This window comes from Micromonospora sp. WMMA2032, assembly GCF_002688545.1.
In the GTDB taxonomy this organism is placed as follows: Bacteria; Actinomycetota; Actinomycetes; order Mycobacteriales; family Micromonosporaceae; genus Micromonospora; species Micromonospora sediminicola.
In genome coordinates this window covers 3,442,559-3,466,618 of the sequence record NZ_CP024052.1, presented here as the reverse complement: position 1 = coordinate 3,466,618, position 24,060 = coordinate 3,442,559, and the positions used below count along the sequence as shown (strand labels likewise).

The following is a 24,060-nucleotide window of genomic DNA, read 5'->3' as shown; positions in this document are numbered from 1 at the left end:
GCGGAAGCGCCCGGCGGCCATGGGCCACCGGGCGCTTCCTGCCGTCCGTGGTCGAATGCGGTACGCGGTCGTCCGGTGACCGTCCCGCCGGGACGGTCACCGGACGACGGTCAGGCGTACCGGGTCCAGCTGCCCTGGGAGACCAGGTAGACGCCGAGCGAGTCGGCCTCCATGCCACCGTGCCGGCCCTCGGTGAAGGCGTAGCCGCCGGCGATGCCCTCGGCCATCTGGGTCTGGAGGAACGCCCGCAACCGGCCCCGGTCGAGGCTCGTCGCCTTCCGCGCCGACGCGGCCAGGAGCTGAAGCGCGTCCGACGCGTACGGGGCGAAGGCGACCGAGGTGCCGTGCCGCTGGGTGTAGCGCCGGTCGAAGTCCTGACGGGCCACCTGCGCGGTGCTGGTGGCGGTCAGCGGGGAGCCGCCCAGGCAGGCCGGGTGCACGGCGTACGCCCCCTCCACCGCCGTCGCGTTGGCGCCGCTCACGGTGTCGTCGGCGACCGCCCCGGCGTCGAAGAAGAGCGGGCCGCGGTGACCGGCGCGCCGCAGCTCCCGCGCCGCGTCACCGGAGTCGGGCGCGGTGCCCCAGACGATGACCCCGTCCGGCTTTCCGGCGGCGGCGCGCTCGGCGGCGGAGCGGAAGCTCCGTCCGGTCTCCGGCAGCCGTACCGTCCGGACCAGGTCCACCCTGCTGTTGTCGAGCGCGTCCCGCACGGCGCGCACGCCCGAGTCGCCGTGGGGTCCGTCCGCCGCGAGCAGGACCACCCGGCGGATCCGCTGTGATTCGAGCAGGTCCGCCATCCGGCGGGCCATGTCGGTGCCGTCCGGGGTGAGCTTGAAGCTGAACGTACGCTCCTGGAGCGGGAGCACGATGCGGTCGCCGTAGCCCAGGGACAGGTAGGGCGTCTTGAGCCGCTGGGCCGCCGCCGCGAGGGCCGCCGCGGTCTCACCGAGGACGCCACCGACCAGTGCCTGCGCCCCGGCGCGGGTCAGCTCGGCGGCCTGTCGGGCGGCGACCTCCGGGCTGCCACCGTTGTCCCGGATGTCCAACCGGATCGACCGGAGCAGGGTGCCGACCTGGATGCCGGTCCGGTTCAGCGACTCCGCGGTGATCTCCAGCGCGCGGCGTTGGAACACGCCGAGCGTCGCGCCGCGTCCGCTCAGCTCCAGGCTCGCGCCGACGAACAGGTCCTGGTCGCCCGGTGCGCTGCTGGTCCCGCCGTCACCCGGGCGCTGCCCCTGCGGCCCGCAGCCGGCCAGCAGCAGGCTGCCGGCCGCGGCGGCGAGAACGCCCCGACGGGTGAGCACGGTGGAGTCGAATGCCGGTGTCGCCAATGGAGTCGCCTTCCCACCCCGGCGAACAGGCGCCGCCGCTGGTCCGCCGGGTATGTTCCCGGCCGGCCGGACCCGACGTCAAATCGTCCGGGTGTGGGTAGGAACACGCCGAGGCGTGGTGGTCAGGACCGGTATCCCGCTGAGCGGTATTCGTATTCCCGCTCGTCGTCGCGGTCGCCGGTGTCCCGGCTGAAGTCCCAGCCGCCGGCCGCCTCGCGGCCCGGCCGACCGCCGACCGCGAAGCCACCGATCTCCTGACCGCGACGCCAACCCCGGAAGTAGCCAGTGGTGTTCTCGGCGAGGCTGGCCGCGTTGCGGACGATCCGCAGTGGACGCTCCTCGCGCAGCGGCGAGCCCGGCACCAGGTTGGCCTGGGGGACCCGCTTCGGCAGGCCCGCCTTGGTCTCCGAGCCCACCGACGGGCGGGCGGCCTGCTCGGCGGCCTGCCACCCGGTGTCCGCGGTGCTCGACCACTCCAGGTCCGCCTCGTCGCCGTGCCCGACGAACCAGGCCGACTTGGCCTGCGCGAAGATCAGCAGGTCACCGTCGCCCTCGTCCGACACCGGCGGCGGCCGGTGCTCCTTGGGCGCGGGACGCCGCTCCAACGGCGGGGGCAGCTCGGCGCGGGGTGCCCGACGCGCGGCGTCGGCCGGGTCGACCAGCCGCAGCGGGGGCGTGTCGAGGCCCGGGTCGGTCGGCTGGTCCAGCTCGTTGCGCAGCGCCCGGTCGGCGAGCGGCGGCGGCTCCACCAGGCGCAGCATCGGCGGCTCCTGGGGCAGGTCGTCGGCGAGCCACGGCGGGGTGACCCGTCCCGGGTCGCTCGGCGCGTCCACGCTCCGCCCGTACGGGTAGGCGGGCGCCTCCCGCTCCCGGTCGTTCTGGTCGTCGCCGGTGTTGACCAGCGGCCAGTTGGCGCGGGAGCCCGGCGGGGCGGGTTCCGGCGCGGACGGGCGCGGGCTCGGCACCGGAACGCTCAGGTCGGTGGCGCTGAACCCGCCGGTCGGCGGCTCCTGGTTGGTCTTGGGGCGCGGCGGGATCACCGTGCGCTGCCGCTCCGCCCGCGCCTTGTTGATCGCGGCGGTGGTCAGCGTCGGGCGGAACGGCTCGCCGGCGTCGGCGGGCGGCACGGCGCCGCGCTGGGACGGGGCGATCGGCGTGATGCCGGGCGGCGGCGGGGGCGGAGCGGAGATCGGCCGGTTCGTCGGACCGTCCACCCGCGACGGCAGGGGTGCGCCGGTCGGCTCGGGGCGGCTCGGGGGAGCCGACATCGGCCGACCCAGCGCCGCTGCCGGGGCGACCGGGGTCGGTGCGACCGGCGGCGGAGCCACCGGCGCGGGCGCGACCGGCGGCGGGCCGAGCGGTCGGGGCGACGGCGGTGCGGCCGGACCGGAGACGGGCTCCGGGCGGCTGCGCCGGCCACCGGGCACGGGCTCGGGGCGGGCGCGGCGGCCACCCGGCTCGACGGTGTCGGGGGCCGGCTCGGGGCGGGCCCGCCGGAGGGCGTGCTCGACGGTCGGCTCGGGTTCGGCCGGGCGCACCGGACGCAGCCCGGTCGACACGGTCGGGGTCAGTTCGTCCACCTGCTCGCCCCGGCGGGCGGCGGCCCGGCGGCCGGCCACCGGCGCGGGGGCGGCCCGCTCGGCCAGCGCACCCACCAGCGCGTCGCAGCCGGCGTCGCAGGCCCGGACCGACGCGACGGCCTGTCGCACCGTCTCGGCGACGGCGGCGGTGAGCGATCGGTTGACAGTGGCCCGCCGGGGCGTCTCGGAGATGGCGACGCGCAGCGCGGTCACGGCCTCGTCGATCCGGTCGGCGTCGGCCAGGCCGTCGGCGGCCAGCTGCGCGGTCACCGCGTCGGCGGCCACGCCGGCGTCGCGGCCGCGACCGGACGCGCCGGTCAGCATGCCCGGCTCGGGCAGCGCGTCGAGCACGGCCAGGGCGACCGGCTCGGCGGGATCCGGGTACGCGCGCAGCGCCGCCGGATAGAGCTCGCGGAGGACCTCGCGCAGCGTCACCGCGGCCGAGTGCCGCCCGCTGGCCAGTGCCGCGTGCGCGGCCAGGACCTGCTTGTAGCCGGCCAGGTCGCGCGGCGCCGGGAGGGTCACCGCGGACAGCGCGCCCGCCTGCAGGGCCCGGGCCAGCCCGACCGCCCGGCGTTCGACCGGGGAGGACTGCATCTCCTCGAGGGAGTCGTCGTCGGCGAAGCGCTCGGCGAAGTCGTCGACCGAGTCGTCGTCGGCGATCGCCAGCGGCCGGCCGGCGGCACTGAGCAGCGAGGTGACGGTGTGGTCGTCGGAGTCGGCGGCGATCGCCACCCCACTCGGCCCACCGGACCGCTCCACCAGCAGCGCGACCAGCCGGGCGTAGCCGGCGGGCTCGTCACCGATCTCACAGACGTGCAGCAGACGGCCTGCGTCGTCGACCACAGCGGACGTCAGCGTCGTTCCGGCCGAAGCCGTTCGGTCGGCCGGATCTGCCGAGGCCAGACCGCAGTACACGCGCACGAGCGCCACGGCGTCGTCCTCCTCCCGGGACACAGGTCTTGTTCTGCCAGAGACTGATGCTCCCCGCTCCGGGTCAGTCGCGCCAGTCCACAACAGCAGAGATCTTGCCGACAATGGTGCGCCAACCCAAACTTGCGGTTTGTGCCCCGATTTTCTTCAGCCGGCGCCGACCCAGGAAACCACCGATTCCGCCATTGACAGAAGCGCGCAGCGCCTCGTCCAGATCGTCCAGGCTGGAGCCGGCGGAGAGCATGTCGAGCACGGCCGGTAGCCGCAGGGCGTACGACAGGTCACGGGCGATCTCGCCGGCTTCGATCAGCAGCGCGGGATCCCAGGCGTCGTGACCGCCGCGAAGGTTCTCCACCACCAGGTCGAGTTCGTAGGTGTCCTCGTCCAGCGGGGCGATGTCGGCCGGTTCCAGCCGTTCGGACAGTTCATTCCAGCTGTCCAGTTGGGACAGGTCGTTGGGCGCACCGGAACGGATGAAAGTGACAAGCGACTCGGGGGTCTTGAACAGCAGCAGCCGGCCCTTGTGGCTGAGGAAGACCGGCACCTCCTCGTCGCCCGCGTCGTCCTCGTCGTCCTCGGCCTCGTCCTCGTCGGCCTCGTCGGCCTCGTCGTCGTCCGTCTCGGCCTCGGCGTCGCCGGTCCTGCCCCGGCGACGTCCCCCGGCGCGGCCGCCGTCCTTGTCCTCGTCCTCGTCGTCCTTCTCGGCGGAGAGGGCGGCGAACTCCTCGTCGAGGATCACCACCTCCTCGTCCTCCTCGGTCTCGACGACCTGACGGCGGGCCAGGAACGGGTCGTCCTCGTCGCGCTCGGCGACGTCGGTCGGGGTCAGCTCGCGCGCCGTCCGGTAGGCCCGGAGCGTGAAGCCGGTGCCGGCGGGAAGGGCGATCTCCACCGGGTCGATCCGCACCTCGTCCCAGAGCGTGCGGTCCGCCGCCGGGCGGTCGACCTCGACCTCGTCTGCTGCGGCCGACGCGTCGGTCTCGTCGAGCTCGGGCTCGTCGGCGTCGGGCCGTTGGGGCGACTGGCGGGCCACGCTGACCTCCGTGTGCGTTCGGTTGCCCACCCGACGGCGTCGCGCCGCCGAGTGACTCTGCGCACATACCCTAGTGGGCGACCGGTTCCGACCGGGAGCCGCACCCCGGTGGCGTCCCGCGCGCCCGACAAGTAGGCTCGCTACACATGAAGGCGCAGGCGCTGCACGGACACCTGGACGCGCTGCTGCTGGCCGTGCTGGAGCGGGGCGCCCTGCACGGCTACGCGATCATCGAGGCGCTGCGGGCCCGCAGCGGAGGCACGCTCGACCTGCCCACCGGCACGATCTATCCGGCGCTGCGCCGACTGGAGCGGGCCGGGCTGGTGGACAGCACGTGGAGCACCGTCAACGGCCGGGAACGACGCACCTACCAGCTCACCGATGCCGGCGGCCGGGCGCTCGCCGGCGAACGCGCGGGCTGGCGCGAGTTCAGCGCCACCGTCGGCCGGTTCCTCGGCGCCGACGAGCCGCCGACCGCGCCGGCCTGACCGGGGTCACCCGGCCGGCCGCGGGACGCGGTTGCTGAGCAGCCACCACCGCGCCGCCCGGGCCAGGGCGAACCAGGCGGCCGAGACCACCACCGCGCCGACGATCATCGGGGGCCAGGTCAGCGCGGCGTCCCAGAGGCGCACCGACCAGCCGAACAGGGCGCCCCCGGCGAGCGCGCCGAGCAGCAGCCCACCGGTCAGCCCGAAGCCGACCGCGCGGGCCGACCGGACCAGCCGCGGCGAGCCACGCCGGGCGGCCAGCGCGCCGAGCAGCAGCCCCAGCAGGGCCAGCCCGGCGACCACCGCCCAGATGCCGTTCAACGCGGCGGAGAGCAGCAGGTAGCCCGACGGCGGTCGGGGCCCGGCGCTCCAGCTCGACCCCCGCCAGGTCAGGTCGCCGGCGGACATGAGCACCACCGCCACCGCCAGCGTGCGCAGGGCCAGCCCGCGCAGCGCCCCGGCGGCCAGCTCGGCCTGGTAGCCGGGTACGAGCTGGGCGGCGCTGCCGAACTCGGCCACCGCCCGCCGCTCGGCCTCCGCCCGCGGCAGGCCCCCCTCCCGGTACGCCTCGACGGCGTCCTCCAGCGCGTGCCGCGCCTCGGTCAGCAGGTCGGCCTTGAGCCGGGTCGGCCCGTGCAGCCGCCCGGACAACTCGCGCAGCCGGCCCTCGACCCCTGCCCCCTGATCCACCCGCATGGCACCAGCCTGCCACCGGCGGGCGCGGGTGGCGTCGGGGAAAACCCCGGAACGCGTCAGGGGGCGAGCGCGAGGTAGCCGCGCTCGGCCGCCTCCTGGCGCAGCCACTGCTCCCGGTACCAGCCCGGGCGCGCCACCAGTTCCTCGTGCCGGCCGCGCTGCACCACCCGGCCGCCCTCCAGCACCAGGATCTCGTCCAACCCGGCCAGGCCGCTGAGTCGGTGGCTGATCAGCAGCACCGAGTGCCCGGCGGGGGTGGCGGCCAGCGCGGAGTCGAGCACCGCGTCGGCCGCCGCCGGGTCGAGCCCTTCGGTCGGCTCGTCGAGCACCAGCACCGGCGGCGCGGCGAGCAGCGCACGGGCCAGCGCCAGTCGCTGCCGCTGGCCGCCGGAGAGCTGCCCGCCCTGCTCGCCGACCACGGTGTCCCAGCCCTCGGGCTGGTCGCGTACCCAGTCGAGCAGCCCGGAGGCGCGGGCCGCGGCGGTCAGGTCCGCCTCGCCGGCGTCGGGGCGGCCGAGCAGCAGGTTCTCCCGCACCGTCGCGTGGAAGACGTACGCCTCGGCGAGCAGGCCGCCGACGATCCGGGGAAGCCGGTCGGCCGGGTGCTCGGACACCGGTACGCCGCCGACGGTGACCCGGCCGGCGGCGGGGCGTACCGCGCCGGTGAGCGCGGCGGCCAGCGTGCTCTTGCCGGCGCCGCTCGGGCCGACCACGGCGACCCGGCGGCCGGCCGGCAGGTCGAGGTCGAACCCGGCCAGGGCCGGTGCGGCTCCGGCCCGGTAGCGGACCGTCACGTCCTCGAACCGCACGTCGTGGCCGCCGGTGACGGGCTCCGCCGCGCCGACCGGTCCCGTGACGTCGACCGGTTCCGTCGCGGCCTGTTCGGTGAGCAGGTCGGCGACGCGGGCCAGCCCGGCCCGGAGCTGGGTGCGTTGCCGGGCCGCCGCGACCAGGGCGAGCGCCACCTCGACGGCGGCCAGCGTGCCGACGGCGAGGACGCCGACCAGCACCCCGCCCACGCCCGCGCGCAGCGCCACGACCACCACCGCGGCGGCGGTGAGGCCGCCCACCAGCACGCCGGTCGCGTCCACCGCGAAGCCGACGGCGGCGAGCCGGCGCTCCAGCCGGGCCAGTCGCCCGGCCCGCCCCTCGGCGGCGGCCAGGGCGGCGTCGGTCGCGCCGAAGGCGGCCAGGTCGGCGGCGCCGTGGGTGAGGTCGACGGCGTCGACCGCGAGCGCGCCGCGTAGCGGGGCCACCTCGTCGGCGGCCCGGCGGGTGAGCCGGGTGGCCAGCGCGGGCAGTGCCACGCCGGCGACCAGCAGGCCCACCGCGAGCACGCCGGCGGCCGGCGGCGAGATGAGTGCCGCGCCCCCGACCGCGAGCAGGCTGACCAGGGCCGCCGCCGATCCCGGCACGAGCACGCGCAGCAGCAGGTCCTGGGCCGCCTCCACGTCGGAGACCAGCCGGCTCAGCGCGTCACCGGTGCGCCGGTCGGCGCCCTCGCGCCGGGCGGCGAGCGCGGCGAAGACCCGGGCCCGGACGTCGGTGATCATGCGCAGCACGGCGTCGTGCCCGGCGAGCCGTTCGGTGTAGCGGAACACGCCCCGGCCGACCGCGAGCGCCCGCACCGCGACGATGGCCACGGTCAACCGGTCCAGCGGCGGCCGGCCGGCGGCGCTCATCAGCAGCCAGGTCGCGGTCGCCATCAGCGCGAGCCCGGCGAACTCGGTCGCCGCGGCGAGCAGCCCGGCCCCGAGCAGCCGGCCCAGGTAGGGCCGGGCCAGACGCAGCACGACCCGCTCGGCGTCCGGGCGGGTGGGCGCCGGTGGTTCCGGCACCCCGGACGGCTCCGCCGGGACCGAGGTCGGCCCGGCGGGCACGCGGCCCACCGGCGTCACGCCGTCGCCGGCGCTCACCGGGTCACCGTCGCGCGGGCGGGGCGGGTCGGGGAAGCGGCTTCGCGGCCGGGCGCCGCCGCGCGGGCGGGGCCGGCCGGAAGGACGGTGTCGCGCGGGATCATCGCGTCACCGCCGGGCCGGTGGTCGTCGGGCGCAGTTCGGTGACCCGGCCGTCCTCGACGCGCAGGATCCGGTCGGCGTCGGCCAGCAGCGCGGGCCGGTGCGCGACCAGCAACGCGGTCCGGCCGGCGACCAGCCGCCGGGTGGCGCTCAGGACCACCGCCTCGCTGGCGCTGTCCAGCCGGGCGGTCGGTTCGTCGAGCAGCACCACCGGCGCGTCCCGGAGGAACGCCCGGGCCAGCGCGACGCGTTGCCGCTGCCCGCTGGACAGGCCGTGGCCGCGCTCGCCGAGCCGGGTGTCGAGCCCGTCGGGCAGCGCGTCGACCACCTCGTCCAGCGCCGCGTCGGTCACCGCGGCGGCGAGCACGTCGTCCGGGGTGTCCGGCGCGCCGAGCCGGATGTTGTCGGCCAGCGAACCGGCGAACAGGTGGGCCCGCTGCGGCACCCAGGCCAGCTCGCGGCGCCACGTGTCCGGGTCGACCTCGGCCAGGTCGGTGCCGTCGACGGTGATCCGCCCGCTGGTCGGGCGGACGAAGCCGAGCAGCAGGTTGAGCAGCGTGCTCTTGCCCGCGCCGCTGGGCCCGATGACGGCCACCCGGTCGCCGGGCCGGATGGTCAGCGTGACGTCGCGCAGCGCGGTCGTCCGGTCGTACGCGACGGTCACGCCCTCGAAGCGGATCTCGCCGCGGCCGTCCGGGGCCGCGCGCCCGGCGGCGGTGGGTGCGTTCGGCGCGTCGGTCGCGGAGAGGGTGAGCGCCTCGTCCAGCGCGGTGAGGCCCTCCATGCTGGCGTGGAACCGGCTGCCGGCGGCCCGCAGCGGCAGGTACGCCTCCGGGGTGAGCAGCAGCACGAGCAGCGCGGTGGAGAGCGTGATCCCGCCGCCGAGCAGCCGGATGCCGACCGGCACCGCGACCAGCGCGACGGAGAGCGTGGCGACCAGCTCCAGCACCAGCGCGGACAGGAACGCGATGCGCAGCGTCCGCATGGTGGCCTGGCGGTGGCCGTCGGCCATCCGGCGCACCACGTCGACCTGGGCCCGGGCCCGGCCGAACGCGCGCAGCGTGGGCAGCCCGGCCACCATGTCGAGGAAGTGCCCGCCGAGCAGCGACAGCCGCCGCCACTGCCGCTCGGTGGCGGCCTGCGCCTGCCAGCCGAGCAGCGCCCCGAAGATCGGGATGAGCGGAATGGTGAGCGCGATGATCAGCGCCGAGCTCCAGTCCGCGAACACGATCCGGGCCAGCACCGCCGCCGGCACCGTCACGCTCAGCACCAGCTGCGGCAGGTAGCCGGTGAAGTAGGGGTCGAGCGCGTCCAGCCCTCGCCCGGCCAGGGTGGCCAGTTGCCCGGCCCGCCGGCCGGCGACCCAGGTGGGGCCGTGCCGGCCGACCGCGCGCAGCAGGTCCGCGCGCAGCGCCGCCTTGACCGTGGCCGCGGCCCGCGCCGCCACCGTGCCCTGGGCCCAGCTCACCAGCGCCCGGGCGGCCACCGCCGCCACGAACCCGGCCAGCGCGGGCCGGTGCAGCCGCCCGTCGATCGCGGTCGCCAGCAGCGTGGCCAGCGCGGTCGCCTGGGCCACCACCAGCAGCGCGGTCAGCCCGCCCAGCACCGCGAGCACGGCGAGGTCGCGCCGGGCCGCGGGGACCCGACGCAGCAGACGCGGGTCGAACGGGCGGCGGTTCACCAGTACACCGGTGCCCGGCCGTCGGTCCGTCCTCGGAACACCCACCAGCACATCGCCTGAAAGCCTAGTAGGGCCGGCACGAGCGGCAGCACCAGCCAGCCCAGCAGCGCCAGCGTCGGGCGGCTCGCCGCCGCGTCGGCGACCGCGAGCGAGGCCGCCGGGTCCGTCGTGGCGACCAGGATCCGGGGCCAGAGTGCGGCCCCGACCAGCGGCGCCGGGAGCGCCAGCGCCGTCGCGGTCGCCGCGAAGGCCACCCCGGCGCGGCCCCGGCGCAGCGCCGCGCGGGCCACCAGCACCGCCGCCACCAGCGCCAACGGCAGGAGTACGGCGACCGCCGGCCGCGCCACGGCGGCGCGTACCCGGTCGGAGAGCAGCCCCAGGACGGTGGCGGTGGCGACCGCGGTGAGCGCGACGGGCACCAGGCCGCGGGCGACCCGGGCGAGCGCCGGCGCGTCGGTGGACGGCAGCCGGAGCGTGAGGAAGGTCGCACCGTGCAGCGCGACCAGCGCCAGCACGGTGAGCGCGGCGGCGGCCACGAACGGGGTGACGAGGTGGCCGGCGCCGGCCACGTGCCCGTCGGCGGTGAGCGGCACCCCCTGGAGCAGCCCGCCGAGCAGGGCGCCCCAGCCGAGCGCGGCCAGCACGCTGCCGACCACCACCACCCGGTCCCAGCCGGCGCGGGCGGAGCCGGCGACCGACCGGCTGCGCAGCTGCACCCCGGCGGTCACCAGCACGACGCCGGCCAGCGCGCCGAGCACCGCCGGGTAGAAGCCGGAGAGCAGTTCGCCCTCCAGCGTGGGGAAGGCGCCGAACAGGATGCCGACGGCGGCGACCAGCCAGACCTCGTTGCCGAGGAAGAACGGCCCCACGGCGGTGAGCGTCGCGCGGCGGGCGGCCGCGTCCGCGCGCCGGGCGAGCAGCAGGCCGACGCCGTAGTCGTAGCCGCCGAGCACCAGGTAGGTGGCGAAGAAGAGGCCGAGCAGGGCGTACCAGGCGAGTTCCACGGCGGGCTCCTCAGGCGAACACGGGCTGGTGGTCGGGGTCGGTGTCGGGCGCGGGCGGGCGGCCCAGGGCGGTGTCGAGCGCGCCTCGGGCGGCATGCCGGGCCATCAGCGTCCAGTTGGTGACCGCGAGCGTGCCGAGCAGCAGGCTGAAGCCGATCAGCGAGGTGAGCATGAGCCCGGGCGACACCGGCGAGACGGCCTGGGCGGTGGGCAGCAGCCCGTACGCCACCCAGGGCTGGCGGCCCACCTCGCGGGCGATCCAGCCGAGCAGCACGGCGACGAAGGGCAGCGGCAGGCCGAGCAGGACCAGCCAGAGCGGGAACCGCAGCCGGATGATCCAGTCACGCCAGAGCAGCGGCAGCAGGAGCCAGACGCAGCCCAGGGCGAAGCCGATCAGGATCATGAAGCCGAGCCCGACGCTGGACAGCACCGGCGGGTCCCAGTCGCCGGGACCGAACCGGGCGGTCCAGTCGGCCACCGTCGCGTCCCGGGCCGGCCCGCCGCCGAACTTGGTGGGCTGGACCTGCCCGACCGGGCCGAACTGGGCGAAGCCGAAGCCCTGGAGGGCGGTCACCGCGAGCGCCGCGGTGACCAGGCCGATCCGCAGCGAGGTGCGGAAGAGCGCGAAGTCGGGGGTACGCCGGAGCAGGTGCCAGGCGCTGACCGCGGCCATCAGCAGGCCGCCGGTGACCAGGCCGGCCGAGACGACGTGGCCGAACGCCATGCCGAACGTGGGATTGGTGAGCAGCGCGCCGAAGTCGGTGAGGTGGGCGACGCCGTCGCGGACCTCGTAGCCGACCGGGTTCTGGAGCCAGGCGTTCGCCACCATGATCCAGAACGCCGAGGCGTACGCGGTGATCGCGACGCCCCAGAGCAGCGCCAGGTGCGTGCCGCGCCGGAGCCGGTGCCACCCGAAGATCCACATGCCGAGGAACGTGGACTCCAGGAAGAACGCCACGAGCGTCTCGATGGCCAGCGGCGCGCCGAACACGTTGCCCACGTACCGCGACAGCCCGCTCCAGTTCAGCCCGAACTGGAACTCCATCACGATGCCGGTGGCGATGCCGAGCACGTAGTTGATCACGTAGAGCTGGCCCCAGAACCGGGTCAGCCGCTCGTACACCGGCTTGCCGGTCAGGTAGCCGGCCGTCTGCAGCCCGACCAGGAGAGTGACCAGGCCGAGCGTGACCACCACGAACAGGAAGTGGATGGAGGTGGTGGTGGCGAACTGCAGGCGGGCGAGGAGCAGGGGGTCCATGGTCGCGTCTCCCACGGGTTGGCTCGCTTGTCGTAGGAACCCTACACGTAGCTTGTCTACCTATTGGGCCGCGCGGCACCCGGAGAAGTCCCGTAGGGGACGCCTCAGCTCAGGAAGAGGGAGACCGGCAGGAATACCAGGGTGCCGGCGACGGCCAGCGCGGTCGCGCCGAGCACCCGCGGCGGGCGGTCCGCGACCAGCAGCCGCTGCACCCGTACGTCGAGGTCGCGGTCGCCCAGACCGAGCGTGCCGGCCGGCGTGACCCGGTGCCCGGCGGCGGCGAACCGGCGCAGCGCGCCGGCCAGCGGCTCCTCGGCGTGCAGCTCGCGGGCCTTGTCGTCGGCGCGCATCTCGACCAGCAGCGCAACCCGCTCGTGCGCGTCGCGCACCCAGCGGAACCAGGGCAGGGCCCGGCAGAGCGCGGTGAACGGCAGCAGCACCAGATCGTGCCGCTCCTGGGCGTGCGCCCGCTCGTGGGTCAGCACCGCCGCCAGCTCCGCCGGATCGAGCAGGCTGACCGTGCCGGCGCTCACCACCACCCGGGGCTTCACCCCGGGCAGGCAGTAGGCCGCCGCGCTCGGGTGGTCGAGCACCAGCGCGCCGGGAATCGTCGGGTCGCGCCGGGCGACCAGGGTGAGCAGCTCGCGGTGCCGGCGCTGCGCCCGCACCGCGCCGTGCACGCTGCGCACGGTCGTGGTGAGCAGCACCGCACCGATGCCGAAACCGACCCCGACCAGGCTGAGATGCACCGCGCCCACACCGGCCGGCAGCGTGCCGTGGGCCAGGTCGTCGGCGAGCGCCAGCAGCGCGCCGCCGGTCGGCCGGTCGTACGCGGCGAGACCGACCGCCATCGGCAGCCCCATCGCGGAGAGCCCGAGCGCCAACCCGACCGCCTGCCAGCAGACGATCGCCACCCGGGGCGCCCGCCACGTCCAGCGCGCGGCGGCGAGGACCTGCGCGGTCAGCCAGCAGGCCAGGATGGTCGCGGCGAAGTGCACGGCGTACGCCACGGCGGCGGCCCTACCGGTCCGTCGCCTCGTCGAGCGCCGGCCCGGCGGGCCGCGGATCCTCGACGCGGTCGGTCAGCCCGGCCTCGGCGGGTCGGGCCGGATCGGTGAGCCCGGCCTCGGCGGCGAGGGCGGCCCGGAGCACGTCCGCCTCCGTCCCGGTGACCGACCGGGCGAAGCGCACCAGCGCGGCGTCCCGGCTGCCGCCGAGGTCGAGCGCGTCGAGCATGAGCTGGGCGATGTGCGCCTCCCGGGTGGCGGCCGGCCGGTAGCGCCAGGCCCGCCCCTCCCGCTCGCGCTGCACCATGCCCTTGCCGGCGAGCCGGTCGAGCACGGTCATCACCGTGGTGTAGGCCAGCTCACGGCCGTCCAGGGCGTCGGCGACCTCGCGCACGGTCACGCCGTCCGACGTGCCCGGGACCGAGTCCCACAGCACGTCCATCACCGCACGTTCGAGGTCACCGAGCCGAGTCACCCGTCAATCCTACCTCGCGTAGTAGAAGAGACTCAGACGCCCTTGGGGTGCCAGACGGTCTTGGTCTCCAGCAGCGTGGTCATCCGGGTCAGACCCGGATCGGCGTGCCAGTCGTGGTCCGCCGGCGCCGGCCGGAGCACCCGCTTGAGATTCTCCGCCGCCTTGACCTCCAGCTCCGCCGCCAGCTCGGCGTCGGCGACACCGGTCAGGTCGACGGCGTTGACGTCCATGTGCGCGGCCAGCGTCGGCACCGTCTCGGCGAGCCGGCCGGTCAGGATGTTGACCACGCCGCCGGGCAGGTCGGAGGTGGCCAGCACCTCGGCCAGGGTCACCGCCGCCAGCGGCGCCGCCGGGGAGGCGGCCACCACCACCGTGTTGCCGGTGACGATCGCCGGGGCGATCACGCTGACCAGGCCGAGCAACGCCGGGGCCTCGGGGGCCACCGCGGCCACCACCCCCGTCGGCTCCGGCGCGGACAGGTTGAAGTACGGGCCGGCGACCGGGTTCGCGCCGCCGTAGACCTGGGGGAGCTTGTCCGACCAGCCGGCGTACCAGACCCAGCGGTCGATCGCGGCGTCCACCTCGTCGGCCGGGGCGCCGAGCGCGACGAACTGGTCGCGCCGGCCCTCCAGCATCTCGGCCACCCGGTAGAGGATCTGACCCCGGTTGTACGCGGTCGCCCCGGCCCAGCCCTTCACCGCGGCGCGCGCGGCGACGACGGCGTCCCGGGCGTCCTTGCGGGAGGCCAGCGACACGTTGGAGTCCTGCACGAGATACGACCGTCCCGACTCGCTGCGCGGGAACTTCCCGCCGATGAAGAGCTTGTACGTCTTGCGTACCGCGACCCGCTCAGACATTGAGGTACCCCTCCAGCCCGTGCCGGCCGCCCTCGCGACCGTAACCCGACTCCTTGTAGCCGCCGAACGGCGAGGTCGGGTCGAACTTGTTGAACGTGTTGGCCCAGACCACGCCAGCGCGCAGCCGGTCGGCGGTCCACAGGATCCGGGAGCCCTTGTCGGTCCAGATGCCGGCCGACAGCCCGTACGGCGTGTTGTTGGCCTTCTCGACGGCCTCCGCCGGGGTGCGGAAGGTGAGCACGGACAGCACCGGACCGAAGATCTCCTCGCGGGCGATCCGGTGCGCCTGGGTGACCCCGGTGAAGATGGTCGGCGCGAACCAGAAGCCGCGCTCGGGCAGCTCGCACGGCGGCGACCAGCGCTCGGCCCCCTCGGCGGCGCCGACCTCGGACAGCTCGCGGATCTTCGCCAGCTGGGCGGCCGAGTTGATCGCGCCGATGTCGGTGTTCTTGTCCAGCGGGTCACCGACCCGCAGCTGGGCCATCCGGCGCTTGAGCGACTCCAGCACCCGGTCGGCGACCGACTCCTGGACCAGCAGCCGGGACCCGGCGCAGCAGACGTGCCCCTGGTTGAAGAAGATGCCGTTGACGATCCCCTCGACCGCCTGGTCGATCGGGGCGTCGTCGAAGACGATGTTGGCGGCCTTGCCGCCCAGCTCCAGGGTGAGCTTCTTGCGGGTGCCGGCGACCGCGCGGGCGATGGCCTTGCCCACGTCGGTGGAGCCGGTGAACGCGACCTTGTCCACGCCCGGGTGCTCGACCAGCGCGCGGCCGGTGTCACCGGCGCCGGTGACGATGTTGACCACGCCGGCCGGCAGGTCGGCCTGCTGGCAGATCTCGGCGAACAGCAGCGCGGTCAGCGGGGTGGTCTCGGCCGGCTTGAGCACGACCGTGTTGCCGGCGGCCAGCGCCGGGGCGATCTTCCAGGCCAGCATGAGCAGCGGGAAGTTCCACGGGATGACCTGCGCGGCCACGCCGAGCGGCTTCGGGTCGGGGCCGAAGCCGGCGTAGGGCAGCTTGTCCGCCCAGCCGGCGTAGTAGAAGAAGTGCGCGGCGACCAGCGGGAGGTCGACGTCGCGGGACTCCTTGATCGGCTTGCCGTTGTCCAGCGACTCCAGCACGGCCAGCTCGCGGGAGCGCTCCTGGATGATCCGGGCGATCCGGAACAGGTACTTGGCCCGGTCCCGGCCCGGCATCGGGCCCCACACCTTCTCGTACGCCTGGCGCGCGGCGCGGACCGCGCGGTCCACGTCCTCGTTGCCGGCCTCGGCGATCTCGGCCAGGACCTCCTCGGAGGCCGGGTTGACCGACTTGAAGCTGCCGCCGTCGGCAGGGTCGACGAACGCGCCGTCGACGAAGAGCCCGTACGAGGGCTTGATGTCCACCACCGAGCGCGACTCGGGGGCGGGTGCGTATTCGAACATCGCGTTCAGTCCAGGGTGAAGTAGTCGGGACCGGCGTAGACGCCGGTCGTCAGCTTGGTGCGCTGCATGAGCAGGTCGTTGAGCAGGCTGGACGCGCCGAAGCGGAACCAGTCCGGGTCGAGCCAGTCCGGGCCCACGGTCTCGTTGACCATGACCAGGTACTTGATCGCGTCCTTGGTGGTCTTGATGCCGCCGGCCGGCTTGACGCCGACCTGCCGCCCGGTGGCGGCGCGGAAGTCGCGGACCGCCTCCAGCATCACCAGCGTCACCGGCAGCGTGGCCGCGACCGGGACCTTGCCGGTGGAGGTCTTGATGAAGTCGCCGCCGGCCAGCATGGCGAGCCAGGAGGCGCGCCGCACGTTGTCGTAGGTGGCCAGCTCGCCGGTCTCCAGGATCACCTTGAGGTGCGCGTCCCCGCACGCCTCCTTGGTGGCCACGATCTCGTCGTAGACCTCGGAGTAACGCCCGGCCAGGAACGCGCCCCGGTTGATCACCATGTCGATCTCGTCGGCGCCGGCCGCGACGGCGGCCCGGGTGTCGGCGAGCTTGACCTCCAGCGGCGCCTGACCGGACGGGAACGCGGTCGCCACGCTGGCCAGGTGCACGCCGGACCCGGCCAGCACCTCGGCCACGTACGGGACCATCGACGGGTAGACGCAGACCGCGCCGACGTGCGGGCAGCTCGGATCGGACGGGTCGGGACGCACCGCCTTGGCCGCGAGCGCCCGCACCTTGCCCGGGGTGTCCGCGCCCTCCAGCGTGGTCAGGTCGACCATCCGGATCGCCAGGTCGATCGCCTCGGCCTTGGCCGTGGTCTTGATGGATCGGGTGCCGAGTTGTGCCGCCCGCTGCTCCGCGCCGACCTGGTCCACGCCCGGCAGGCCGTGCAGGAAGGTCCGCAGAGCGGTCTCGGATCGTCCCAGCTCGGAGAGGTCCGACCGGGCCGACGTCGCTGTCGCCGTCATGCCCCGAATAGTACGCACCCGCGAGTCGAGTGATCTTGGTCACGGCGGACCCGACGTGAGCGCATACGTGAGCGGCGTCGCTGGTCGGGCCGCACCCGCCGTGCGCCGGGCCGGGGACCGGTAGGTTGAGCGATCGTGGACGTACACGTCATTGACCATCCGCTCGCCCAGTCGCGGTTGACCGCCATGCGGGACGCCCGGACCGACTCGGCGTCGTTCCGGGCCGCGCTGCGCGAACTCACCACCATGCTGGTGTACGAGGCCGCGCGCTCCTTCCCGGTCGAGAAGTACTCGATCCAGACCCCGGTCACCGACACCGAGGGCACCCGGCTGGCGAACCCGCCGCTGCTGGTGCCGGTGCTGCGGGCCGGCCTCGGCATGGCCGACGCCGCGCTCGACCTGCTGCCCGAGTCGTCGATGGGCTTCGTGGGCCTGGCCCGCGACGAGGAGACGTACGAGCCGCGGGCGTACATGGAGTCGCTGCCCCGGGACCTGAGCGGCCTGCCGGTGCTGGTGCTCGACCCGATGCTGGCCACCGGCGGCTCGCTGGAGCACTGCTGCCGGCTGCTCGCCGACCGCGGCTGCACCGACATCACCGTGCTCTGCGTGCTGGCCGCACCGGTCGGCATCCAGCGGCTGGAGCAGTCCGGCCTGCCGCTGCGCCTGGTCACCGCGTCGATCGACGAGGGCCTAAACGACCGGATGTTCATCGTCCCCGGTCTCGGCGACGCCGGTGACCGGCAGTTCGGCGGCATGCCCCGCTTCTGACCCGTCGGCACCCGCGCGCAGAGGGCCCGTTCCATCCCGGAGGGGCCCTCCGCCGTAGGAAGCGGGCGGCACCGGCGAGTTGATGCGCGAGGGTGCGGGGAGGCGCTAGCGTTCCGGGCCATGACTGGTGTTGCGCTCGCCGAGGAGCTGCTGCTCCTCGCGTATGACGACGAAACCGGCAAGGCCACCATGCCGCGGATCAGCCTGGACCTGGGCATGGCCGCCGCGGTGCTGGTCGAGCTGGCCCTGGCCGGACGGGTCGCGTACGCGGACGGGAACCTGGCGGTGGTCGACCCCGCGCCGACCGGCGAGCCGATCGCGGACGCGGTGCTGGCCAAGATCGCCGCGGACACCCCGCACACGCCCTCGTCCTGGGTGCAGCGGCTGCGGCACGGGCTGCGCGACCGGATCCTCGGCGACCTCTGCGGCCGGGGCGTGGTCCGCGACGTGGACGAGACCGAGCTGGGCTTCATCCACGTGCACCGCTACCCGGTGGCCGACGCCTCGGTCGAGGCGGACATCCGCCGCCGGCTGGCCGACGCGCTGACCAGCGGGCAGCTCCCGGACGAGCGGACCGCGGCGCTGGCCACCCTGGTCGCGGTGCTGCGGATGGAGCCGGCGCTCGGGCTGACCGGCGCCGCCGCCACCGACGCCGGCAAGCGCCTGGAGGAGATCGCGGCGGGCGCCGGCTTCTCCGGCACGGTGAGCCTGGACGACAGCGTGGTACGCCCGTCGGTGAGCCTGGTCATCGCCGCCCTCGGCCAAGCCGTCGACGCCGCCCTCGGCAAGCGGTAAGGAAGGGCCCCCTTTTAACGCCTCAGGTAGAGGAGGGGCCCCTCGTTAACGCCAGGCGTTAACAAGGGGCCCCTCCTTACATCTCAGAGGCCGAGCGCGGCGGCGATCTCGTTGCGCAGCTCGGTGACGGCGGCCCGGGCGCGGCGCCGGGCCGCGGTGACGTCGCCGTCGGTCACCGGCTCCACCACCTCCAGGTACGCCTTGAGCTTCGGCTCGGTGCCGGAGGGCCGGATCACCACCCGGGCGGCGTCGGTGCGCAGAATGACCACGTCCGACTCGGGGAGCAGGTCGGTCGCCTCGGTGACCGGGTGCCCGAGCAGCGCGGTCGGGGTGGCCGCCCGCACCCGCGCCATCGAGTCCGCGATCACCCGCAGGTCCTCCACCCGGACGGAGAGCTGGTCGGTGTGGTGCACGCCGAACTCGGCGGCCAGCTCGTCCAGCCGGTGGGTGAGCGTACGGCCCTGGGCCTTGAGCCCGGCGGCCAGCTCGGCGACGGTCAGCGCGGCGGTGATGCCGTCCTTGTCCCGGACGTGGCCGGGCGCGACGCAGTAGCCCAGCGCCTCCTCGTAGCCGTACACCAGCGGCTCCCGGCCCCCGCCGGCCCGGACGATCCACTTGAACCCGGTCAGCGTCTCGTCGTAGGGCAGCCCCCGGGCCTCGGCCATGGCCCGCAGCAGCGTCGACGACACGATCGTGGTGGCGTAGAGGCCGGTCACCCCGCGTCGCATCAGGTGGTCGGCGAGCAGCGCGCCCACCTCGTCGCCGCGCAGCATCCGCCAGGACCCGGCGTCGCGTACGGCGACCGCGCAGCGGTCCGCGTCCGGGTCGTTGGCGATGGCGATGTCCGCGCCGGTGCGGTCGGCGAGCGCGACCAGCAGGTCCACCGCGCCCGGCTCCTCCGGGTTCGGGAAGCTCACGGTCGGGAACGCCGGATCCGGCTCGGCCTGCTCCGGCACCACGCCGGGCACGCCGAAGCCGGCCCGGGCGAACGCGGCGGTCAGCACCACGCCACCCACCCCGTGCAGCGGGGTGTACGCGACCTTCAGGTCCCTGGGCCCGGCCGGGTCCACCACCGCGGCGGCCCGGTCCACGTACGCGGCGACCAGGTCGTCGCCGAGCACCTGGCCGGCCGGGCCGAGCGGCACCTGCGCGAGCGGGCCGACCGCGCGGATGGCCGCCTCGATGCCGGCGTCGGCCGGCGGCACGATCTGCGCCCCCGCGCCCAGCTCGCCGCCGAGCTGCGCGCCCAGGTAGACCTTGTAGCCGTTGTCCTGCGGCGGGTTGTGGCTGGCGGTGACCATCACGCCGGCGACCGCGCCGAGCTGCCGCACCGCGAACGCCAGCACCGGCGTGGGCAGCGGGCGGGGCAGCAGCAGCGCCGGGCGGCCCGCGCCGGTGGCCACCTGCGCGGTGCGCTCGGCGAAGGCGCGCGACCCGCGTCGGGCGTCGTACCCGATCACCAGCGGGCCCTCGCCGCCCTGGGCGGCGAGCCAGCCGACGAGCCCGGCGGCGGCCTGGGTGACCACGGCGAGGTTCATCCCGTTCGGCCCGGCGCGCAGCGGGCCGCGCAGGCCGGCGGTGCCGAAGGTCAGCGGGCCGGCGAAGCGGTCGGCCAGCTCGCCGGCGGTGCCGGGCAGCCCGTCGAGGACGGCGCGCAGCTCGTCCCGGTCGGCCGGGTCGGGGTCGTCGGCGAGCCAGCTCTCGGCTCGCGCGCGAAGGTCGTCAAGGTCAGTGGTGTCCGCCGCCATGGCCTCTTGATAGCACGGCGACGGATCACCACTGGCCGTCGGCCTCGACTCAGTTGTCCGCCGTGAGCTGGAACGAGCCGACCATCGCGTCGAAGATCGGCTTGCTCTCGGCGAACCGCGCGTCGGTGGAGGAGAGGTAGAACGAGTAGACCTTGCCGTCCTTGACCAGGCCCCGCCAGATGCCGTGGCGCATGGACTCGCCCTCGCCGCAGGTGTATTCGAGCTGGCCCGCGGTCTGGCCGGCGAGCGGCTGCTCGGAGACCGACACCTCGGTGTAGGGGGCGGGGCAGGTCTTGCTGTTGGCGGTGTTCCTCCTCAGGTTCTTCGAGGCGAACTCGGCCCAGCTGATCGACGTACCGCCCCACTTCTCGGCGATGACGCGGACCTTGCGGCCCTCGTCGTCCGGGTCGACGTAGTCGACGTAGAGCCCGCCGGTCTGCTGCTGCCAGCCCTTCGGCACCTGGATGGTGACGCCCTTGACGGTCCGCTCCTGCATCTCCGGCGCGGCGGCGGCCGAGGTGGAGGGCAGCGCGCCCACGATCGGCGGGGGAGCGTCGTCGCCGCCGCTGGTCAGCGCTATCACGCTCACCAGCAGCACCACGGCCAGACCGCCCGCGGCGGCGAGCTGAACCTTGCGCGGCCACGCCTTGACGCGGCCGAGCAGGCCCTTCACGCCGCCGGGCGCGCCGTCGCCGGGCGCGGTGGCCGGCGTGGTCCACGGCTGGCCGGTGCCCGGCACCGACCACTGGGCGCCGCCGCCGTACACCGGTTGGGTGGCGTCGGCGCCGCCGCCGTAGGTGGTCGGGGCGCCGGTGGGGACGCGCTGGGTGGCGTCCGCGCCGGCGCCCCGGCCGAGGCGGACGGTGGCGTCCGGCGAGATGTGCTGGGTGGCCTCGGGAGCGCCCGGCCCGGACATGGCCCCGGTGGGCGTGTGCAGCGGCCCGGCCAACGCGTCGGCGCTCGTCTCGTCGAGCGCCGCGTCACCCGCCGTCGTGGCGCCGGGGCGCTCGCCGCGACGCAGCGCGGCCAGCCGGTCGGTCAGCGACTCACCCGGGCCGATCATCGCCCGGCCGCCGATCTGGCCGCTCGGCTTCGGCTCCGGGGCGACCGGCGGCGGGGTGGTCGGGCGCGGCACCGGCACCACGGCGTACGGGTCGGTGACCGAGTTGACCGCGGTCGCGGTGCTGGTCAGCGGGCCGGCGAGCAGCTCGCGCAGCATGGCCCGGGCCCGGTGCACGTCCATCCGGCGGGCCGGGTCCTTCTCCAGCAGGCCCATCAGCACGCCGGTGAGCGGGCCGCTGCGCTGCGGCGTGGCGGGCGGGTCCTCGACCACGGCGTGCATGGTCTCGATCGGGTCGCCCTTGTCGAACGGGGGCCGCCCCTCGACCGCGGTGTAGAGCGTCACGCCGAGTGAGAAGAGGTCGCTGGGCGGGCCGAACTCCTGGCCCATGGCCCGCTCGGGGAGATGAAGTGGGGCGAGCCGAGCACCATGCCGGGCGTGGTGAGCTGCACGTCGGTGGGCATCCGGGCGACGCCGAAGTCGGTCAGCACGCAGCGGCCGTCGGTGCAGATGAGCACGTTGGCCGGCTTGACGTCGCGGTGCAGCACGCCTATCGCGTGCGCCACCTCCAGCGCGCCGAGCAACGCGATGCCGATCTTGGCCACCGCGCGCGGCGCGACCGGCCCGTCCTCGATCACCATGTCGGCGAGGCTGCGGGCGTCCAGCAGCTCCATCACGATCCACGGCCGGCCACCCTCGGTGACCACGTCGTAGACCTGCACCACGGCCGGGTGCTGGATCGCGGCGGCGGCGCGGGCCTCGCGCAGCGTCCGTTCGTAGAGCGCGTCGCGGTCGCTGGGGGCGAGCCCCGGCGGGAGGACCACCTCCTTGACCGCCACGTCGCGGCGCAACAGGGTGTCTGTGGCTCGCCAGACCGTGCCCATGCCGCCGTTGCCCACCGGGGATCGCAGCGAGTAGCGACCACCGATGGTGGTGCCGGGCGCCGCGCGTCCAGTGGGGGGACTGGCCGGTCCGCCGCTCCACGTCGGAATCTGAGTCACAGAAAAGCCACCGGGGGATATCGAGGGGGCTGGGACACAACCCCTCTATCTTGCTGGTTCCGACGCCCGATGCGAAACCCGACGCGGCGGGCGTTTACCTACTCGACGGTATGTGGCCAGCTACTCACCTCCGGTGGGCCGCCACCGCCCGGTGTGCGGTATCCCTCACCCATCGAGCGGCGGCCGCGTCCTACCATCCGGTAATGAGCGATGCGCGGTCAAGCGAGTCGGGTTTCCCGATCAAGGGCGTCTACACGGCGGCCGACCTTCCGGCGGACCTGGACTCCCGGCTGGGCGAGCCGGGCGACTACCCGTACACCCGTGGGGTCTACCCGACGATGTACACGTCCCGGCCGTGGACCATGCGGCAGTACGCCGGCTTCGGCACCGCCACCGAGAGCAACGCGCGCTACCACCAGCTGCTGCGCGCCGGCACCATGGGCCTGTCCGTCGCGTTCGACCTGCCCACCCAGATGGGCTACGACTCGGACGACCCGATCGCGCACGGCGAGGTCGGCAAGGTCGGCGTGGCCATCGACTCCATCGAGGACATGCGGACGCTCTTCGGCGGGATCCCGCTGGACAAGGTCTCCACCTCGATGACCATCAACGCGCCCGGCTCGGTGCTGCTGCTGCTCTACCAGCTCGTGGCGGAGGAGAACGGGGTGCCCGGCAGCGCGCTCAACGGCACCATCCAGAACGACATCCTCAAGGAGTACATCGCCCGCGGGACGTACATCTTCCCGCCGAAGCCCTCGCTGCGGCTGGTCGCGGACACCTTCGCCTACTGCCGGGCCGAGGTGCCGAAGTGGAACACCATCTCCATCTCCGGCTACCACATGGCCGAGGCCGGCGCCTCGCCCGCGCAGGAGATCGCGTTCACGCTGGCCAACGGCGTGGAGTACGTCCGGGCGGCGCTCGCGGCCGGGCTGGCCGTGGACGACTTCGCGCCCCGGCTGTCGTTCTTCTTCGTGGCCCGCACCACGCTGCTGGAGGAGGTCGCCAAGTTCCGCGCGGCCCGTCGCATCTGGGCCCGGGTGATGCGCGACGAGTTCGGCGCGAAGAACCCGAAGTCGATGATGCTGCGGTTCCACACCCAGACCGCGGGCGTGCAGCTCACCGCCCAGCAGCCCGAGGTCAACCTGGTGCGGGTGGCGGTGCAGGGGTTGGGCGCGGTGCTCGGCGGCACCCAGTCGCTGCACACCAACAGCTTCGACGAGGCCATCGCGCTGCCCACCGAGAAGGCCGCCCGGCTGGCGCTGCGGACCCAGCAGGTGCTGGCGTACGAGACGGATCTCACCGCCACCGTCGACCCGTTCGCCGGGTCGTACGTGGTGGAGGCGATGACCGCCGAGCTGGAGACGGCGGCGAACGAGCTGATGGACCGGGTGTTCGACCACGGCTCGGCGGTGGACGCCATCGAGGCCGGCTTCCAGAAGCGCGAGATCGAGCAGTCCGCGTACCGGATCGCCCAGGAGATCGACTCGGGTGAGCGGGTGGTGGTCGGGCTCAACCGGTTCCAGATCGACGAGGAGGAGCCGTACGAGCCGCTGCGGGTGGACCCGACGATCGAGGCGGCCCAGGCGGAACGGCTGGCCAAGCTGCGCGCGGAGCGGGATTCGGACGCGGTCGAGCGGGCGCTGGCCGAGCTGCGCGCCGCGGCCGAGGGCGACACGAACGTGCTGCACCCGATGAAGGCGGCGCTGCGCGCCCGGGCCACGGTCGGCGAGGTGTGCGGGACGCTGCGCGACGTGTGGGGTGTCTACCGGCCGACTGACCGGTTCTGACCTGGGCGAACACGGTCGCGCGGCGTACCGTGGAAGCCTCCGGCGCACGCGCCGGGCGGTGACGGCCCGGCGCGGATCCTGCCCCGGGCGACGCCGCCCGAGGTGGTGCCGACGCGTCTGCGGGCAGTGTGGCCGTGACCGTGGCGCGTGTG

At 74.9% G+C, this 24,060-nt stretch carries 18 protein-coding genes and 1 pseudogene; 4 read left to right on the top strand and 15 right to left on the bottom strand.

Annotated features, from left to right (window positions below; translation table 11 throughout):
• Positions 1-110 precede the first annotated feature (110 nt).
• From CO540_RS15635 to CO540_RS15625, 3 genes are all read right to left on the bottom strand, one after another.
• A complete protein-coding gene (locus CO540_RS15635; protein ID WP_099162619.1) occupies positions 111-1,331 on the bottom strand; it encodes an ABC transporter substrate-binding protein in 1,221 nt (406 codons plus the stop codon).
• 122 nt (positions 1,332-1,453) lie between these two features.
• Complete coding sequence (locus tag CO540_RS15630; RefSeq protein ID WP_099162618.1) at positions 1,454-3,868, bottom strand: transposase; 2,415 nt, start codon at positions 3,866-3,868, stop codon at positions 1,454-1,456.
• Between the two features lie 40 nt (positions 3,869-3,908).
• Entirely contained in the window at positions 3,909-4,907 is a 999-nt protein-coding gene (locus CO540_RS15625) for a DNA primase (RefSeq protein WP_099162617.1), read from the bottom strand.
• A 116-nt stretch (positions 4,908-5,023) separates the two neighbouring features.
• Between CO540_RS15625 and CO540_RS15620 the strand changes: the two genes are divergently transcribed.
• On the top strand, positions 5,024-5,365 hold the full coding sequence (locus CO540_RS15620) for a PadR family transcriptional regulator (RefSeq protein WP_099162616.1): 342 nt from the start codon (positions 5,024-5,026) through the stop codon (positions 5,363-5,365).
• Positions 5,366-5,371: 6 nt separating this feature from the next.
• Here CO540_RS15620 and CO540_RS15615 read toward each other — a convergent pair whose 3' ends face one another.
• From CO540_RS15615 to deoC, 10 genes are all read right to left on the bottom strand, one after another.
• Positions 5,372-6,061, bottom strand: coding sequence for a permease prefix domain 1-containing protein (locus CO540_RS15615; RefSeq protein ID WP_091582340.1), 690 nt, complete (start codon positions 6,059-6,061; stop codon positions 5,372-5,374).
• 56 nt (positions 6,062-6,117) lie between these two features.
• Positions 6,118-7,899, bottom strand: a complete 1,782-nt coding sequence (gene cydC / locus CO540_RS15610) for a thiol reductant ABC exporter subunit CydC (RefSeq protein WP_253866742.1) — start codon at positions 7,897-7,899, stop codon at positions 6,118-6,120.
• Positions 7,900-8,077: 178 nt separating this feature from the next.
• Entirely contained in the window at positions 8,078-9,760 is a 1,683-nt protein-coding gene (gene cydD / locus CO540_RS15605; RefSeq protein ID WP_099162614.1) for a thiol reductant ABC exporter subunit CydD, read from the bottom strand.
• Complete coding sequence (locus tag CO540_RS15600; RefSeq protein ID WP_099162613.1) at positions 9,757-10,764, bottom strand: cytochrome d ubiquinol oxidase subunit II; 1,008 nt, start codon at positions 10,762-10,764, stop codon at positions 9,757-9,759. The genes cydD and CO540_RS15600 overlap by 4 nt, the downstream gene beginning before the upstream one ends.
• Positions 10,765-10,774: 10 nt before the next feature.
• Positions 10,775-12,022, bottom strand: a complete 1,248-nt coding sequence (locus CO540_RS15595) for a cytochrome ubiquinol oxidase subunit I (protein WP_099162612.1) — start codon at positions 12,020-12,022, stop codon at positions 10,775-10,777.
• Between the two features lie 104 nt (positions 12,023-12,126).
• Positions 12,127-13,032: a M56 family metallopeptidase gene (locus CO540_RS15590; protein ID WP_099162611.1), complete on the bottom strand. Its 906-nt coding sequence runs from the start codon at positions 13,030-13,032 to the stop codon at positions 12,127-12,129.
• A gap of 10 nt (positions 13,033-13,042) precedes the next feature.
• Positions 13,043-13,504 (bottom strand): BlaI/MecI/CopY family transcriptional regulator, encoded by a 462-nt coding sequence (locus tag CO540_RS15585; protein WP_099162610.1) that lies wholly within the window; start codon positions 13,502-13,504, stop codon positions 13,043-13,045.
• Between the two features lie 32 nt (positions 13,505-13,536).
• Positions 13,537-14,361, bottom strand: a complete 825-nt coding sequence (locus CO540_RS15580) for an aldehyde dehydrogenase family protein (RefSeq protein ID WP_091582320.1) — start codon at positions 14,359-14,361, stop codon at positions 13,537-13,539.
• Positions 14,354-15,784 carry an aldehyde dehydrogenase family protein gene (locus tag CO540_RS15575; protein WP_099162609.1) on the bottom strand — a complete coding sequence of 477 codons (1,431 nt, stop codon included), beginning with the start codon at positions 15,782-15,784 and terminating at the stop codon, positions 14,354-14,356. The genes CO540_RS15580 and CO540_RS15575 overlap by 8 nt, the downstream gene beginning before the upstream one ends.
• Before the next feature lie 5 nt (positions 15,785-15,789).
• Entirely contained in the window at positions 15,790-16,749 is a 960-nt protein-coding gene (gene deoC / locus CO540_RS15570; protein WP_099162608.1) for a deoxyribose-phosphate aldolase, read from the bottom strand.
• A 135-nt stretch (positions 16,750-16,884) separates the two neighbouring features.
• Here deoC and upp point away from each other — a divergent pair, with 135 nt between their 5' ends.
• Entirely contained in the window at positions 16,885-17,517 is a 633-nt protein-coding gene (gene upp / locus CO540_RS15565; protein ID WP_091582308.1) for a uracil phosphoribosyltransferase, read from the top strand.
• 120 nt (positions 17,518-17,637) lie between these two features.
• Positions 17,638-18,312: a GPP34 family phosphoprotein gene (locus CO540_RS15560; protein ID WP_099162607.1), complete on the top strand. Its 675-nt coding sequence runs from the start codon at positions 17,638-17,640 to the stop codon at positions 18,310-18,312.
• An 83-nt stretch (positions 18,313-18,395) separates the two neighbouring features.
• On the opposite strand, the gene CO540_RS15555 is transcribed toward CO540_RS15560, so the two are convergent.
• Together CO540_RS15555 and CO540_RS15550 are read right to left on the bottom strand one after the other, a co-directional pair.
• Entirely contained in the window at positions 18,396-20,060 is a 1,665-nt protein-coding gene (locus tag CO540_RS15555; protein WP_099162606.1) for a phospho-sugar mutase, read from the bottom strand.
• A 49-nt stretch (positions 20,061-20,109) separates the two neighbouring features.
• A pseudogene (locus CO540_RS15550) lies at positions 20,110-22,121 on the bottom strand (protein kinase).
• 203 nt (positions 22,122-22,324) lie between these two features.
• On the opposite strand from CO540_RS15550, the gene CO540_RS15545 reads away from it, so the two are divergent.
• Complete coding sequence (locus CO540_RS15545) at positions 22,325-23,908, top strand: methylmalonyl-CoA mutase (RefSeq protein WP_099162605.1); 1,584 nt, start codon at positions 22,325-22,327, stop codon at positions 23,906-23,908.
• Positions 23,909-24,060: the final 152 nt, after the last annotated feature.